General features: G+C 69.0%; 16 protein-coding genes. 12 read left to right on the top strand and 4 right to left on the bottom strand.

The annotated features are described in order from the left end of the window. The first annotated feature begins 587 nt into the window (after positions 1-587). Both radC and FXF51_RS57045 read left to right on the top strand, forming a co-directional pair. The gene (gene radC / locus FXF51_RS57050; protein ID WP_148443256.1) at positions 588-1,244 is read left to right on the top strand and encodes a RadC family protein; all 657 of its coding nucleotides are present in this window, start codon (positions 588-590) and stop codon (positions 1,242-1,244) included. A gap of 974 nt (positions 1,245-2,218) precedes the next feature. Next, positions 2,219-2,431, top strand: coding sequence for a hypothetical protein (locus tag FXF51_RS57045; RefSeq protein WP_148443255.1), 213 nt, complete (start codon positions 2,219-2,221; stop codon positions 2,429-2,431). Positions 2,432-2,567: 136 nt separating this feature from the next. Here the strand turns inward: FXF51_RS57045 and FXF51_RS57040 are convergent, their stop codons facing one another. Further along, positions 2,568-3,257 (bottom strand): DUF4386 domain-containing protein, encoded by a 690-nt coding sequence (locus FXF51_RS57040; RefSeq protein ID WP_222871947.1) that lies wholly within the window; start codon positions 3,255-3,257, stop codon positions 2,568-2,570. Between the two features lie 548 nt (positions 3,258-3,805). Here FXF51_RS57040 and FXF51_RS57035 point away from each other — a divergent pair. The 3 genes from FXF51_RS57035 to FXF51_RS61595 all read left to right on the top strand — a co-directional run bounded on the left by FXF51_RS57035 (position 3,806) and on the right by FXF51_RS61595 (position 5,125). Next, a complete protein-coding gene (locus FXF51_RS57035; RefSeq protein WP_262380568.1) occupies positions 3,806-4,294 on the top strand; it encodes a winged helix-turn-helix domain-containing protein in 489 nt (162 codons plus the stop codon). 40 nt (positions 4,295-4,334) lie between these two features. Next, positions 4,335-4,811: a winged helix-turn-helix domain-containing protein gene (locus FXF51_RS57030; RefSeq protein ID WP_148443253.1), complete on the top strand. Its 477-nt coding sequence runs from the start codon at positions 4,335-4,337 to the stop codon at positions 4,809-4,811. 170 nt (positions 4,812-4,981) lie between these two features. Then, positions 4,982-5,125, top strand: a complete 144-nt coding sequence (locus FXF51_RS61595) for a hypothetical protein (RefSeq protein ID WP_187415144.1) — start codon at positions 4,982-4,984, stop codon at positions 5,123-5,125. Positions 5,126-5,435: 310 nt separating this feature from the next. On the opposite strand, the gene FXF51_RS57025 is transcribed toward FXF51_RS61595, so the two are convergent. Both FXF51_RS57025 and FXF51_RS57020 read right to left on the bottom strand, forming a co-directional pair. Beyond that, entirely contained in the window at positions 5,436-6,458 is a 1,023-nt protein-coding gene (locus tag FXF51_RS57025; RefSeq protein ID WP_148443252.1) for a hypothetical protein, read from the bottom strand. A gap of 337 nt (positions 6,459-6,795) precedes the next feature. After that, positions 6,796-7,716: a DMT family transporter gene (locus FXF51_RS57020; RefSeq protein WP_148443251.1), complete on the bottom strand. Its 921-nt coding sequence runs from the start codon at positions 7,714-7,716 to the stop codon at positions 6,796-6,798. Between FXF51_RS57020 and FXF51_RS57015 the strand changes: the two genes are divergently transcribed. The 7 genes from FXF51_RS57015 to FXF51_RS56985 all read left to right on the top strand — a co-directional run bounded on the left by FXF51_RS57015 (position 7,715) and on the right by FXF51_RS56985 (position 13,765). Continuing rightward, positions 7,715-9,115, top strand: a complete 1,401-nt coding sequence (locus FXF51_RS57015; protein ID WP_148443250.1) for a PLP-dependent aminotransferase family protein — start codon at positions 7,715-7,717, stop codon at positions 9,113-9,115. The genes FXF51_RS57020 and FXF51_RS57015 overlap by 2 nt on opposite strands. A gap of 84 nt (positions 9,116-9,199) precedes the next feature. Then, on the top strand, positions 9,200-9,712 hold the full coding sequence (locus FXF51_RS57010; protein ID WP_148443249.1) for a CGNR zinc finger domain-containing protein: 513 nt from the start codon (positions 9,200-9,202) through the stop codon (positions 9,710-9,712). Positions 9,713-9,876: 164 nt separating this feature from the next. Next, positions 9,877-10,365: a GNAT family N-acetyltransferase gene (locus FXF51_RS57005; RefSeq protein ID WP_080042081.1), complete on the top strand. Its 489-nt coding sequence runs from the start codon at positions 9,877-9,879 to the stop codon at positions 10,363-10,365. A 15-nt stretch (positions 10,366-10,380) separates the two neighbouring features. After that, positions 10,381-11,256, top strand: coding sequence for a 1,4-dihydroxy-2-naphthoate polyprenyltransferase (locus tag FXF51_RS57000; protein WP_148443248.1), 876 nt, complete (start codon positions 10,381-10,383; stop codon positions 11,254-11,256). Between the two features lie 9 nt (positions 11,257-11,265). Further along, on the top strand, positions 11,266-12,264 hold the full coding sequence (locus FXF51_RS56995; RefSeq protein WP_148443247.1) for an adenosine deaminase: 999 nt from the start codon (positions 11,266-11,268) through the stop codon (positions 12,262-12,264). 70 nt (positions 12,265-12,334) lie between these two features. Continuing rightward, positions 12,335-13,039 carry a GAF and ANTAR domain-containing protein gene (locus FXF51_RS56990; protein WP_187415143.1) on the top strand — a complete coding sequence of 235 codons (705 nt, stop codon included), beginning with the start codon at positions 12,335-12,337 and terminating at the stop codon, positions 13,037-13,039. 132 nt (positions 13,040-13,171) lie between these two features. Continuing rightward, positions 13,172-13,765 carry a helix-turn-helix domain-containing protein gene (locus FXF51_RS56985; RefSeq protein ID WP_187415142.1) on the top strand — a complete coding sequence of 198 codons (594 nt, stop codon included), beginning with the start codon at positions 13,172-13,174 and terminating at the stop codon, positions 13,763-13,765. Here FXF51_RS56985 and FXF51_RS56980 read toward each other — a convergent pair. Continuing rightward, positions 13,762-14,499, bottom strand: a complete 738-nt coding sequence (locus tag FXF51_RS56980) for an ATP-binding cassette domain-containing protein (protein WP_187415147.1) — start codon at positions 14,497-14,499, stop codon at positions 13,762-13,764. The two genes, FXF51_RS56985 and FXF51_RS56980, sit on opposite strands and share 4 nt — an antisense overlap. Positions 14,500-14,656 lie beyond the last annotated feature (157 nt).

Raw genomic sequence — 14,656 nt, 5'->3', positions numbered from 1 at the left:
CCTGACGTAGTTGTGGAGGGGTGAGATGGCGGGGATGGCTGTTCGAGCTTGGTGCGGAGTCGCGGCCACCTTGTCGCAGGGGATCCCCAGGGCTCACTTCTGCTGAGAATCATCTGGTTACAGGCCATGGCGTCGGCGTCCTGACGAGAGTGCCCCATGGTGTCCGCGTCCGAGCAAGGACCGTCTGGCCGCGTTCAGCGACGTATCTCTTGGTGAAGAGTGTCTTGGCCACGCGTAACGCGCCGCGTGCCGCCACGAGACCGTCCCGCCGTCGCGTCCTGGCCGGCGCGCATGCGAGATCTGGCCGTAGCGGCCGACTCAGTGGTCTCGCGAGGGGTACAGCAAGCGGGGCATCGGGCAGGCAGTAGGCCCCCCATCGGTCATTGCGGGTGTGCCTCCTTCGCGAGTGCAGAGTCGCCCACCAACACAAACAAACCCACCACCATCCCGCTCGCCGTTGCGGCGTGGGGACATTTCGCTGCGCCAAAGGCGCACATACAACCACGCATGGGACGCCGACCGCGGTCGTAAATCCGCAGGTCAGAGATTGTCGGTGCGCGTTGATACAACGGTTGCGGAGGTTGCCGATGCGAGTCAAAGACCTGTCCGAACGTGACCGGCCGCGCGAACGGCTCATGTCCAGCGGTGCCGCCGCGCTGGCGGATCGGGAGTTGCTGGCCGTGCTGCTCGGCTCGGGGTTTCGTGGGGCGAGCGCCCTCGACCTGGCCACGCAGGTGATCGAGACCTGTGGAGACCTAGATGGCCTCAGTCGGTCCGACCCGCACCGGTTACTCACCATGCGTGGCATCGGTCCCGCCAAGGCAGCTCGGGTGGCCGCGGCGTTTCATCTCGTTCGCCGGGCGGAGGAGTGGCCCGAGCGTGAGCGCATCACCAGCACGTCCGATCTGGCGCATGCGTGCGCGCCGCTGCTGCGTGATCGGAAGCACGAGCGGCTGGTGATGGTGGTGTGCGACACGCGCGGGCGGATTCTCAAGCGTGCGGTGCTGACCGAGGGTGGCAGTGATCACACTCCGATGCCTGTACGGGAGGTGATCACGGAGGTGCTGACAGCCGGCGGGGCGTTGTTCGGGCTGGCTCACAATCATCCTGGCGGGTCGCTCGATCCGAGCCCAGAGGATCTGGAGGCTACCGCCAGGCTTCTCGAGGCCGCGCAGACGGTCGAGTTGCGGCTGCTCGATCACCTCATCATCGCGGACGAGTCCTGGAGGCGGATTCCGCTGTAAATCCATTCCATGGCGGATTATGACCGCAGTGAATCACAAAAGGCATCATCCCGCTTATAGCGCCGAACCGCAGTTTTCCAAGGGACGGCCATGAGAACCTAATGGCGCGGGTAGGCCGTAACGGACGTCAGCCGGCAACTACTCGTCATGACGTGGTCCCCATGCCTCGTGGAAGCAGGGGGCCACGTCCATGGTCTCGCGTAGGTCCTGGGTGGGGCCCATGCCTTTTCGAGGTTGTGGGCAGGCGCGCCATCAAGGGTCCTGCGCGAACGCAGGGTGCGCCGACCGCGATGCCCTGTTCGCGTTGTCGCCAGCGGTGTCCGGTTCGCATGAGCGGTGGCATAGCACGAACAGGGTGTTCGGGGCACCTTTGTCGCCGGACGGGGCGCAACACCCGTCCGGCGACAACGCGTTCCCTTATTTACGGCCGCGCGCCGACAAAGTCGGAGCCACTGGTCATGAAACTCTTCACTGAGCGGCGTGCAGGCGGCAGACTGTTGTCTGCGGCCATCGCACTCGGAGTCCTCTAGAACTGCGTCTTCAGAGGATCGCGATGGCCGTCACCAATTCTTTGCGATTGAGCGTGCCGTACAGGTGTTACGCGACCCTGGTTGTTGTCGTGATGCTTTTCCTCTGATGGCTTCGGTTTCGGTATGAATGCTGCGGCGTAGGCAGTCGCTCTTATGCCTTACCTTGGATTGTGCACACTTGGCTGGTTTCGTGTCTGCCGGCCCAAGAGGGTGGCAGGTTTTTGGCGGATCTGCTGCGCCGAACCCTGTGCAGGCATCAAACTTGGTCTGCAGCCGCCACCATTCTCCTTCTCTCTGAGTAAGTGCTTTGAAGGGGTGTGCGCGGTGGTCGCATCGCATGGTTACGGCGAGACCGGCCTGCGATGATGTGAGGAGAGCGTGCGCCTGCGGAAGCGGCACCGCAGGCGCACGAGCCGGTCGCAGCCTCTCGCGGGCGATGGTCAAATGGTGACGGCCATCGCGCTTTCCGAGCTTTCCTTCGAGGGTCTGGTTGAGATCGAAGAGAATAGCGATGCAAGGCGATGGCCGTCGGATTCGATTCTGGTGCCCGAGGATCTCGCTGGTATGGGAATGCGGTATCGGGAACTCCGACTTTTCGAGCTGGTGCTGGTTTTTGGGCGGACTCACGGCTTTGGTTGCGGTTTCGGTGCGGGGTAAGCGTTGATTCTGAGATCGGTCGAAGCGTGGGCTGATTGGCGACGTGGTGCAGAGCACACGGGCCTGGCCCGACTTGGACCGTGGATGGGGCAAGTCGGGCCTAGATCATGGGCGAGCCAGGCTTGCGCGGCAATACCTAGTGGTCAGCGGAGGCCGTGCCGGCCGCTGAGTTGAACCCCTTCACGATGAGCCAGAGGGCCAAGCTCAACTCCCACCCGAACACCGGGATCGCGGCGATCGCGCCCCAGAGGGAGACCTGTTCGTACAGGCCGAACATCACTGCCGTCGCGGAAGCGAAGGCCAGGGGGCCGCCGACCAGGCCCAGCACAGCCACGAACCTGGGGACGAGGCGGGAGCGGAACATCAGGTAAGCCATCAGCAGCGTGTTCACTCCCAGGACGAAGCTGGGGCCGAGCAGGAACGTCCAGTTGTGGATCGCTACGAGTGCTCTGCCGACTGTGATGAGGGTGACTGCGGGCGTTTCCGTTGGTTCTTGGCGGAGCGTGACGATTGCGACGAGGGTGACGATGCCGACGGTGATGATGGCGGACTCGATCGTGCGGAGGCCGACGTAGCCGAGGGCGACGCCTTCCTGTTGCTTCTTGACGATCGGGAACAACGTGACCGCGGTGCCGACGATCGCGAGGGCGAGAATGCCCTCCAGGAACGCGCCCCACAGAACTCGGGTGTCGGCTCCGGAGCCGGCGATGTAGCCGGGGTCGTCGAGGATCGGGGCGTACAGGAGGAGGGCGGCGATCGAGGTGGCGTGCGTGATGAGGTAGAACGTGCCGGCAGCCGCTGCGATCCTTCTTCTTGTCGAGGTCACCGGAGCTCCTTGGGCGGTGTAGGGGTGCGCTCCGGGCGGGGTGTGGGGGTGCGATGAGCGTGTGACGTCCGCTGTGTCGGAGTGCGAAGGTCGTGGCTCCAGCGTCGCGATTTCGGGGGACTGACTCATCGGCAGATGGGTCCTGCTTTTGTAGGCCGATCAGCCAGGCGGGAGGGGTACTTTCGGCTGGGCGACTGGAGCAGCGGAGGCGGGCGTCCCCGCGGGATGGCCGGATGGCTTGGGCCTTTGCGCACTGCCATCGCTGAACGGGTTGCGGCGGGGGCCTCGACCTGTACGCAGAGGGTGACGAGTGGTGGAGCCAGTGCTTGGAGGTGGGATCCGGGGACCGGTCTGGCGGCAGGAAGGGTCCGTCCCCCGGATCGATCAGGGGAGTCGCCCTGCTGTGGGCTCGTTCTTTCCGGTGACCCTGCGTGGTGTGCTTGTGTAGTTATTCATCGAGCGTCTCTTTAGGTCTAAAGGCCGTATGCGTACGCTCGCCGATCGTGTGCTCTGAGCGGGGCATGTACGGTTTCGTCTATAATCCGAGCGTGCTAGATCGCGAAGGCCCCGTGCCCATCTACAAGCAGGTCGCTGACCTGGTCCGCGATCAGATCGAACGCGGCGAGTTGAAAGCCGGCGATCCCGTGCCCAGCGAGGCGACTCTCGAGAAGACGTACGAGATCGCCCGGACGACCGCCCGCAGGGTGGCTCGGGAGTTGCGGGAGCAAGGGCTGGCGTACACGATTCAGGGCGAGGGTACGTTCGTGGGGCCTCCTGGGACGCCTCGGTCACCCAGGAAGCTGCCCATTTATCAAAAGATCGCCACAGAGATCATCGAACGGATCCAGCAGGGCGAGATCCCGTCCAACAGGCCCATTCCCGGCGAGAAAGCAATGATGCGGCAATATGGCGTCGCAAAGGTGACCGCACGGCAAGCGGTCGCACATCTCAGGGAGCTGGGGTGGGTGTTCACGGTGCCATATCGGGGCACATACGTGACTGAGCGCGAAAAATGGCCCAAGCATCCGGGTTCTTAATTGCCCTTCGTTTGACCGCACCATTGGATATCCTTGGGGCGTGCTGAATCGCGAGGGTGACACCTATCTATATCTCCAGATCAGCGAGGTCCTCAGATCGCGTATCCGCGCGGAACTCGCGCCAGGAGACCCCGTGATCAGCGAGGCGGAGATCCAGCGGGAGTTCAAGGTCGCGCGGACGACCGCGCGCCGCGCGATCCGCGTGCTGCGGAACCAAGGGTTGGTGCATACGCGGCAGGGCGAAGGGACGTTCGTCAACGCTCCCGGGCAGGCTGGGCCCGCTGGGCGGCAGGCTCCGTTCTATCGGCACATCGCCGGGGAGATCCGGGAGCGGATCAGGCGGCATGAGTTCGTGTCACGGCAGCAGATTCCCAGCGAGGTTGAGCTGGTGCGTCAGTATGGGGCCGCTCGGGAGACTGTGCGGCGGGCCATCTCGCTGCTGCGTGATGAGGGGTGGGTGTACAGCATCCCGCATCGAGGGAGTTACGTCTCGCCTGAGGAGCAGTGGCCTGGATGAGGTGGTGGGGAGGGTGAGTCAAGGGGATGGGCGAGGTGTGAGGTAGAGGGAGTGGGCGCGGGAGCGGGCGGTGGCCGGGGAGAGGTTAGCGATGGCCAAGCCAGGCGAGCGGGACCGAGCCAATGCGAGCGCGATTGAGTTGGGGCGGGTAGGCCTGAGCTGGTGCGGGCGTGAGCGGACTGGTGCGGGCAGGGCTGAGCTGGTGCGGGCGTGAGCGGACTGGTGCGGGCACGGCTGGGCTGGCGCGGGCAGGGCTGAGCCGGTGCAGGTGCGAATGGACCGGCGCGGGCAGGGCCGAGCCGGTGCGGGTGTGAGCGGACCGGTGCGGGTGTGACGAAGCTGGTGCGGGCATGGCGCAGGCGTGAGCGGGCTGGTGCGGCGTGGCCGAGCCGATTCGAGCGTGGCCCCGCTCGAGCGGGGCCGCACCGATTCGAGCGGGGCCGAGCCGGGTGGGGCATGGCCGAGCGTGAGTGGCCGGTGCAGGCGTCAGCGACCGATGCTGGCGTGAGTGACAAGTGCGGGTGCGATCGGATCGCGAAAGGCTAGATCTGAGTTCTACCGGGCAGGACAACCCGATGCGTTTTCCCGCCAAGATTCGGCGACCTCTTTTATCACTCCCGCACGCTAGAAGACCGGAATTATCTCTTCAGGATCGATGAAATCCACTCGCACGCCTTCGAGATTCAACTCAGGAATAGCCGGAAACGCGATCCCCCACCGCTCCACGATGGCCCGGATATGCGCCATGGCCACCCGCCAGTTCTCTGCCTGCTCCTCCGTGGACAGCACCCCGAGCCCCGCCTGCCGGGCGTGATCCATGAGCACCCGATGGTTGTCGAGGAAGTACGGCGGCAGTTCCCAGAACCCTTCGGGTGGCTCCCACAGAATCATGCTGAGGAAGACGAACCCAGCCCTGAGCTGGCGGGTGATGAGGGAACGGGTCTCGTCGGTGAGGCCCGGCCATTCGTTCTCGAGGATCGTCATGCAGATCTTGAGGTGGCGGGACTCGTCGCGTCCGATGCGCTCGAACATCTTGCTGAAGACCGGATGCCGGGTGCCCGACGACATGCCTCTGAACAGCGTGGACGCCGCCATCTCGCCCATCATGAAGCTGGTGAACAGCACCGGCAGCGAGTACTTGCCGACGGCCGAGTTGTAGCCGGTCCAGTAGCGGCCGCCGTTGTGGTAGAGCCAGCCGATGTTGTTGTGGGCGGCTGATTCGAGGTCGTCGGAGGGGGTCCAGTCGAGGGGGCCGCCCGGCCAGAGCTTGGCGATGGTGCGCTGGCAGCATTCTTCGTGGTTCATCTCGTCACGGGTGATCGAGAAGAAGCACTTCCTGACCGGGTCCTCCTCGTGCTTCTCGAAGGCCTGGATGGTGGCGCGGGCGAACACGGCCGGCCCTGAGGCGTCGAAGTTCGCCAGGACCGCGAACCAGTACATGATGCCCAGGCGTTGTTCCCTGGTGAAGTCGTCCGGGTCGAGGCCGTCCCAGGGCAGGTCGGCCGGGTTCCAGAGCTCGCGCTTGGACTTCTCGTAGATGGCGGCGAGTTTCTCCGTCTCCACCCGCCATTCCATGGGATAGATGTTGGGCTGCTGGATCTCCGGCGCCGGCCAGAAGCCGCCTTCTGGAATTGTGAGGTCCGCCATGGTTGTGACACCTCCACTGTCATCCTGCGGGGCGGCGTCATGGCTTTCAAGTACAGGCGCGCGCTGGAGGCTGTTCAAGTGCACATGTGCCGTGCGGCGCTGCCCAAGTGCAGGCGTGCTGGACGCCATGAAGGTGCTGGCGTGCTGGACGCCGCCCAGGTGCAGGTCTGCCGGGCGCTACGCAGGCGCAGACGTGCCGGGCACTACGAAGGTGCTGGCGTGCTGGACGCGGCCCAGATGCAGGTCTGCCGGGCGCCACGAAGGTGCAGGCGTGCTGGACGCCGCTCAAGCCCAGGCGCGCTGCCGGTGACGACCAGCACGTCACAGCGGCCGCGGCTCACGTACGGGCGCGCTGGGTGATCGCCACGCACACCAGGACGGCCAGCGCCGCCACCACGGTCAGCACCCCGAAGCGCTCCCCCAGCAGCAACCAAGCCCAGGCGATCGTCATCAACGGCTGGGTGAGCTGGGTCTGACCAGCTCTGGCGATCCCACCCCTGGCAAGCCCCGCGTACCACGGAATGAACCCCACGAACATCGAGATCACCGACACGTAGGCGAAGCCCGCCACGGCATCCCAGGTGAGGGTGATGGGGGTGGCGAAGGAGAGCGCGGTCGTGACGGGGATGGTGAGCGGGAGAGAGAGGACGAGGGCGTAGGAGATGACCTGCCATCCGGGGGTGTGCTTGGCGAGCCGCCCCCCTTCGGTGTAGCCGACGGCGGCCGAGGCGAGGGCGCAGAGGAGAAGCAGGTCGGGCCAGGACGGTGTGCCCTGGTGCTGGATGAGGGTGAACGCGGTGATGGCGGCGGCTCCGGCCGTACAGGCTGCCCAGAACAGGGGGCGGGGGCGTTCGCCGGCGCGCAGGACGGCGCAGATGGCGGTGGCGGCCGGGAGGAGGCCGACGACGACGGCGGAGTGGGCGGTGCTGGCGCCGAGGCCGAGGGCGAGGCTGCTGAAGACGGGGAAGCCGAGGACGACGCCCAGGCTGATCAGGGCGTAGGCGGGCCACTGTGAGCGGGGCGGGAGGAGGGGCCGGCGGGCGGCTTTGAGGCAGAGTATGGCGATAAATCCGGCAATGACGGCTCGGCCGATCGCCACGAGCCACGGGTCGAAGCCACGGATGGCGAAGACGGTGGCCGGCATGGTCCCCGAGAACGCCAGGACGCCGAGGAACGCCAGCCCCGTGCCACCACCCGGCCGTCCGGGAGGCGGGACCGCTACTCCCCTGACCTCAGTAGCGCTATTCTCCACTTTCATGAACAACGATAGCAGTATCGTCCAGATCGCCGCGATACTGCGCGAAGAGGCCGACCGCCTCGGCCCCGGCGCGCGGCTCCCGTCCAGCCGGGAGATCATGCGCCGCCACAACGTCAGCCCCGTCACCGTGTCCAGGGCCATCGGCCAGCTCGCGGCGGAGGGCCGGGTGGTGACGAGGCCGGGCAGCGGGGCGTTCGTGACGGGCCGGGCAGGCCGCGCACAGGACGTGCCCGACCTGTCCTGGCAGACCGTGGCGCTGGGCGACCGGGTGGTGGACGAGGGGCCCGTGTCGGTGCTGCTGGGCGCGGCGCCCGAGGGGGTGGTGCCGCTGACCGGCGGATATCTGCGGCCGGGCCTGCGCCCGGACAAGCAGCTCGCCGCCGCCGCCGCGCGGGCCGTGCGCAGGCCGGACGCCTGGGCGATGCCGCCGCTGACGGGCCTGCGGGAGTTGCGGCGGTGGTTCGCGACCCAGGCGGGCGGCGATGTGACGGACGCCGACGCGCTCGTGGTGAGCGGTGGCCAGGCGGCGCTCACGCACGCGTTCAGGGCGCTGGCGGCCCCGGGGACGCCCGTCCTGGTCGAGACGCCCACGTATCCGGGCGCGCTGTCGGCGGCCAAGGCGGCCGGGCTGCGGGCCACGGCGGTGCCCATGGACCGCGACGGCGTCCGTCCCGAGCTGCTGGCGGAGGCGTTCGCGGTGACCGGGGCGCGGGTGTTCTTCTGTCAGCCCACCCTGCACAACCCCACGGGGGCCACGCTGCCGCCGGAGCGCAGGGAGCAGGTGCTGGAGGTGGCGAGGGCGGCGGGGGCGTTCGTGGTGGAGGACGACTTCGCCCGGTACCTGACTCCGCAGCCGCCCGCGTCCCTGGCCTCCATGGACCGGCACGGCACCGTGGTGCACATCGTGTCGCTGACGAAGATCCTGTCGCCGAGCATGCGGGTGGCGGCCGTGATCGCCAGGGGGCCGGCCGCGCACCGGCTGCGGGCGAGCCAGCTCGTGGAGTCGTTCTTCGTGGCGCGGCCCTTGCAGGAGACGGCGCTGGAGTTCGTGGGGTCGCCGGCCTGGCGGCGGCATCTGGCAGCGGTGCACGCCGAGATCGCGACGCGCCGCGACGCGCTGGCGGCGGCGCTGGCCGAGCGCATGCCGGAGGCAGAGCCGCACCTGCTCCCCGCGGGCGGGATGCACCTGTGGGTACGGCTGCCCGCCGACGTGGACGAGACCGCCCTGGTGGAGGCCGCCAGGCGGAACGGGGTGCTGGTGAGCCCCGGCAGGCTGTACTACCCGTCGGAGCCGCCGGGGCCGCGGATGCGGCTCACGCACATGGCCGCCGCGCACGTGTCGGAGCTGCGTGAGGGGGTCAGGAGGCTCGCCGAGGCGATGGCGGCAGTCACGGGCTGAGGAGACACGCCGAAGGCGACGGGCGTCGAAGGCTGAGGAGGCGCGGGCAGGCGATGGCGATCACGGGCAAGTAGAGTGACGGGCATGCCGTTCCCCGCGGAGCTCGTACGAGACTTCGTGAACACGTTCGACGTCGAGGCCCAGGCCGACGAGCTGGCCTCCCCCGCCGAGCTGGCGGTGTGGCTGCGCGAGCACGACCTCATCGGCCCGCGCGACCGCGCCGCCGACGACGACCTGCAGATCGCGCACGCGCTGCGCGAGGGACTGCGGGCCGCGTTGCGGCGCGATCGGGCCGACCTTCCGGACCTGCCGCTGCGGGTGGCGATGCGGGCCGAGGGGCCCGAGCTGGTGCCGGAGGCCGACGGGGTGCGGGGCGGGCTGGCGCGGATCGCGGCGGCGGCGCTGGGCGCGGCGTGGGACCGGCTGAAGGTGTGCGCGGAGGCATCCTGTCAGCAGGCGTTCATCGATCTGTCGAAGAACCGTTCCCGCTCGTGGTGTTCCATGCGGGTATGCGGCAACCGCACCAAGACACGGGCTTACCGGGCGAGGAAGCGGGGTTCGCGTCGTCTGCAAGGCTCAAACACCGATACGGTGTAACTCGTGCCTTGTGGCATGGACGGCAGGCGAAGGAGCGGGCCGAGATGGCAGACGTAGGCGTCCGGGCGGCCCGGCGCGAGGATGTACTCCAGGTTGCGAATTGTCAGATCCGCGCCTGGCGCTACGGCTATCGGGATTTCCTCCCGGAAGGTCCTCTCGAGCAGATGACTGGCGCGGCGGCCGAGAAGATGTGGCTGCGCCAGTGGGACGAGGCGATCGTCGCCCCGCCCAGCCCGATGCACCGGGTGCTGGTGGCGGTGGAGACCATCCTCGACACCGAGGGCTTTCCCGCCCTCGGCGCGGGCGGCAGCGCCGCCCTGGTCACCCCCCGCGGCGGGGAGCGCGTGGTCGGGCTGGTCTCCCATGCGCCCGCCGAGGACCCCGATCTCGACCCCGGGCGGGTGGCCGAGATGCTGACGCTGCTGGTCGACCCCGACTTCGTCCGGCGGGGCCACGGCAGCCGCCTGCTCAACGCCACCGTCGACTACATGCGCGAGGACGGCTTCCGCCAGATCGTCACCTGGGTGTTCGCGGAGAACTACGCGATGCTCGGCTTCCTGGAGTCGGCCGGCTGGGGCGAGGACATGGCCGAGCGCGTCCTCGACATGGGCCGCCCGGTCCGGATGATCAGGCTCACGACCGACATCAGCTAGAGGTAGAACGACAACATGGCAACCCCCGCCCAGTGGATCGCCGGAGCCCGCCCGCGCACGCTTCCCAACGCCGTCGTGCCCGTCATGGTGGGCACCGGCGTGGCGATCGGCGAAGGCGGCTTCGTGTGGTGGCGGGCGGTCCTGGCGCTGCTCGTGGCCCTGTCGCTGCAGATCGGCGTCAACTACGCCAACGACTACAGCGACGGCATCCGCGGCACCGACGACCAGCGCGTCGGCCCGATGCGGCTGGTCGGCTCGCGCGCGGCCACGCCCCGCGAGGTGCTGACGGCGGCGCTTGCCTGCTTCGCGCTCGCTGCCGTGCTCGGCCTGGTGCTGGTGCTGGTCACGCGGGCGTGGTGGGTGCTGCTCGTGGGCGCGGCGGCGATCGCCGCCGCCTGGTTCTACACCGGCGGCAAGCGCCCGTACGGCTACCGCGGCCTCGGTGAGGTGGCCGTGTTCGTGTTCTTCGGGGTCGTGCCCGTGGTCGGCACGGCGTACGTGCAGACGGAGCAGCTGAGCTGGGCGGCGCTGCTGGCCTCGATCCCTGTGGGGCTGTTGTCGTGCTCGATGCTGGTGGTCAACAACCTGCGCGACGTCGGCACGGACGGGCAGTCGGGCAAGCGCACGCTGGCGGTGCGGCTGGGGCCTGAGCGCACTCGCGCGCTGTACGTGGCGTGCCAGCTGGTGCCGTTCGCGGTGGCGGTGTCGATGGTGCCGCTCACGCCGTGGGTGGCCCTGGTGCTGCTGGCTCTGCCGCTGGCGGTCGCCCCCGTCAGGGCGGTGCTGCACAAGGCGGTGGGCCCGGCGCTGATCGGGGTGCTGCAGCAGACGGGCAAGCTGCAGATGGCCTACGGGACACTCTTCGCGGTGGGCCTCGCGATCATCTTCTAGGGTGGGACGGTGAAGGATTTCATCGCCGGTCTGCCCAAGTGCGAGCTGCATCTGCACATCGAGGGCACGCTGGAGCCCGAGCTCAAGTTCGAGCTGGCCGCGCGCAACGGCCTGAAGCTCCCTTACTCCTCCGTGGAGGAGATGCGGGCGGCGTACACCTTCGACAGCCTGTCCTCGTTCCTGACGATCTACTACGAGGGCATGAAGGTGCTGCGCACCGAGCCCGACTTCTACGACCTGGCCATGGCCTACCTCCGCAGGGCCGCCGAGCAGAACGTCCGCTACGCGGAGATCTTCTTCGACCCGCAGGCGCACACGTCGCGCGGCGTGCCGTTCGACGTGGTGATCAGGGGGCTGCGGCGGGCGCTGATGGACGCGCACGCGCAGCTCGGGGTGCGAGCCCAGCTCATCATGTGCTTCCTGCGTGACTTCCAGGCCGAGTACGCGATGGCGACGCTGCTGGAGTCGCTGCCGTACAAGGAGTGGATCGCCGGCGTCGGCCTCGACTCCGACGAGAGGGGCAACCCGCCGCGCAAGTTCGCCGCCGTCTACGAGCGGGCCAGGCAGGAGGGTTACCTGCTGACCATGCACTGCGACGTCGACCAGGACGACGCGATCGAGCACATCAGGCAGGCCATCGAGGAGATCGGCGTCGACCGGATCGACCACGGCGTCAACATCCTGGAGGACCAGCGCCTGGTGGAGGCGGTGCTGGCCCGCGGCATGGGGCTGACCTGCTGCCCGATCTCCAACGGCTACGTCACCGAGTCGATGAAGGCCGAGGGCATCCGCAAGCTGATGGACCTGGGCGTGCGGGTCACGGTCAGCTCCGACGACCCGGCCTACTTCGACGGCTACGTGCTGGAGAACCTCGTCGCCTTGCAGGACGCGCTCCAGCTCTCGCCCGAGGAGCTGGCCCAGCTCCAGCGCAACGCCTTCGAGATCACCTGGCTGCCCAGGCACCTCAAGGATGCTTATCTGGCCGAGGTGGACGCCTACATCTCGTGACGGCGGCGTCGAACAGCTAGCCTGGAAGTACTCCGAGCGATCGCGAGGGATCGTGGTGAACCGGCCGAGCATGCCCACCGACATCGAGGAGTTCGAGCGGGCGCTCACTGACTGTGTCACCATCGCCGACCGGGCGATGCCCGACTGCGCGATGCTCAGCATCGCGCTGTGCGGGGAGGACGACATCCACACCGCGGCCTGCTCGCACGCGCGGGCCGAGCTGCTCGACGGGCTGCAGCAGGCCACCGGGCAGGGGCCGATGCTCGACGCGCTCGACACCGGCAAGTCGGTGACGGTGCTCGACCTGGCCGCCGACACGCGGTGGCCGCGTTTCGCGGCCGGGGCGCCCGAGGTGCGCGTGATGCACTGCGAGCCGCTGGAGTACGACGGCGCGATGCTCGGGGTGCTCAGCGTCTACTCCTGCGACGCCGAGGGGTTACCGGAGGAGGCGTTGGTGGCGCTGCGCGTCACGGCCTCGCACGTCCCTGTGCTGTTCCGTACGGCGCTGGGCGCGGCCCGCATGCGGGAGGTCGCGGCGCAGCTCAAGGAGGCGCTGACCACCCGGGCGATCATCGATCAGGCGCTGGGCATCGTCATGGCACAGCGGCGGTGCACGGCGCGGGAGGCGTTCGAGATACTCCGGCAGGTCTCCCAGGACAGGAACGTCAAGCTGCACCAGCTCGCCGCCTCGATCGTGGAGAAGGTCAGCGGGCAACCGCCGCAGCGTTCGCGCTTCGAGGAACCGCCGCAGCGCATCGCCGGCCGCAGGACATAATGGCCCCTGTGCCCGGCCCAGGACGCCGCTGCGGGCCTCGTCCGCGCTGTCGCGTCTCAAGGTGTGGACGGCCCGGACGAGGGCCGTACCGGGCATCATGGAGTGAGCGACCCGAGGAAGGAACCTGACCACGTGCGGCACGAGAAGAGCCCCGTCCTGGCGGTGACCCCGGGGCCGGCCGCGGGGGTCAGGGGGGCGATCGCCGGCAACCTGCGGCGCACCCGCCTGGCGCGCGGCCACAGCGTGCGGGAGCTGGCCGAGCTGACGGGGGTGAGCAAGGCGCTCATCTCGCAGATCGAGCGGGGCGTGGCCAATCCGACGATCGAGGTGCTGACCAGGCTGGCGGGCGCGCTGGAGCTGACGTTCGCCGAGCTGACCAGGACTCACCTGCTGGAGCCCGAGGTGATCAGGCGCGGCGAGGGCGCCACCGAGGTGGTCGGCGACACGACGGTGCGCAGCCTGTTCGCGGCGGCCGACCGGCGGCGCTTCGAGCTGGCCGAGGGCGATCTGCCGCCGATGACGCGCAGCGCCAAGAGCGCGCACGGGCGGGGCTCGATCGAGCACGCGTACGTCGTCGCGGGCGAGGTGAGCGTGGAGACCGACGCGTGGACGGTGCGGCTGGGCGAGGGCGACGCGGTGCGGTTCGCGGCGGAGCTGGACCACGTCTACGTCACCGGCGGGGCGGGCTGCCGGGTGCTGACGCTGATCTCCTTCTCCGAGGACTAGGGCCAGGCACGCGACCCGTCGGGCACGCTGGCCAGCAGCTCGCGCGTGTAGGGGTGCGCGGGGGCGTCGAGCACCTGCCCGACCTCGCCGCTCTCCACGCACTCGCCGGCCCGCAGCACGTAGAGCCGGTCGGCGAGCTGGCGCACCACGGCCAGGTCGTGGGTGATGAACAGCAGGCCCATCGACAGCCGCTCGCGCAGCCCGGCGAGCAGGGTGAGCACCTGGGCCTGCACCGACACGTCCAGCGCCGAGACGGGCTCGTCACAGACCAGCAGCCGCGGCTCGCCCGCGACGGCGCGGGCGATGGCCACCCGCTGCCGCTCGCCGCCCGACAGGCCCGCGGGGCGCATCGCGGCCAGCGCGGGGTCGAGGCCCACCAGCTCCAGCAGCGCGGCCACGTCGGGCGGGCGGCCGTCGGCCTCCAGCGCCTCCTTGAGCGTGGCGCGGACGGTGCGGGCGGGGTTGAGGGTGGAGTACGGGTCCTGGAAGATCATCTGTGCTGTACGGCGGGCGCTGCGGACCGCCTGGCGGGACATCCGGGTGTAGTCGGAGCAGTCCTCGCCGCCGAGCAGGATCGTGCCGGAGTCCGGGCGTTCCAGGCCGGTCACGCAGCGGGCCAGCGTGGTCTTGCCTGATCCCGACTCGCCGACGACGGCCACGATCTCGCCGGGGGCGACGGTCAGGCCGACGCCGTTCAGGGCCGGTCTGGTCGTTCCCCGGTACGTCTTGCGCAGGTCACGGACGTCGAGGACCGCGTCGGCGGGCGCCCGGACGGGGGCGGGCGCGGCGGGGGGGGGGGGGGGGGGGGGGGGGGGGCCCCCCCCCCCCCCCCCGCCGGGGGGGGGGGGCCCCCCCCCCCCCCCCCCGGGGGGGGGGGCGGGGGGGGGGGGG

The organism is Nonomuraea sp. PA05, from assembly GCF_008086045.1.
Classification (GTDB): Bacteria; Actinomycetota; Actinomycetes; order Streptosporangiales; family Streptosporangiaceae; genus Nonomuraea; species Nonomuraea monospora.
The sequence above is the reverse complement of the archived record's forward strand: the minus strand, read 5'-3'. Positions and strand labels throughout refer to the sequence as shown.

Coding starts and splice junctions, on each gene's coding strand:
- FXF51_RS57025 (WP_148443252.1), bottom strand. CDS start 6,458: ATGGCGGACCTCACAATTCCAGAAGGCGGCTTCTGGCCGGCGCCGGAG.
- FXF51_RS57010 (WP_148443249.1), top strand. CDS start 9,200: ATGCCGTTCCCCGCGGAGCTCGTACGAGACTTCGTGAACACGTTCGAC.
- FXF51_RS57020 (WP_148443251.1), bottom strand. CDS start 7,716: ATGAAAGTGGAGAATAGCGCTACTGAGGTCAGGGGAGTAGCGGTCCCG.
- FXF51_RS56990 (WP_187415143.1), top strand. CDS start 12,335: ATGCCCACCGACATCGAGGAGTTCGAGCGGGCGCTCACTGACTGTGTC.
- FXF51_RS57005 (WP_080042081.1), top strand. CDS start 9,877: ATGACTGGCGCGGCGGCCGAGAAGATGTGGCTGCGCCAGTGGGACGAG.
- FXF51_RS57000 (WP_148443248.1), top strand. CDS start 10,381: ATGGCAACCCCCGCCCAGTGGATCGCCGGAGCCCGCCCGCGCACGCTT.
- FXF51_RS57045 (WP_148443255.1), top strand. CDS start 2,219: ATGGTGACGGCCATCGCGCTTTCCGAGCTTTCCTTCGAGGGTCTGGTT.
- radC (WP_148443256.1), top strand. CDS start 588: ATGCGAGTCAAAGACCTGTCCGAACGTGACCGGCCGCGCGAACGGCTC.
- FXF51_RS57015 (WP_148443250.1), top strand. CDS start 7,715: ATGAACAACGATAGCAGTATCGTCCAGATCGCCGCGATACTGCGCGAA.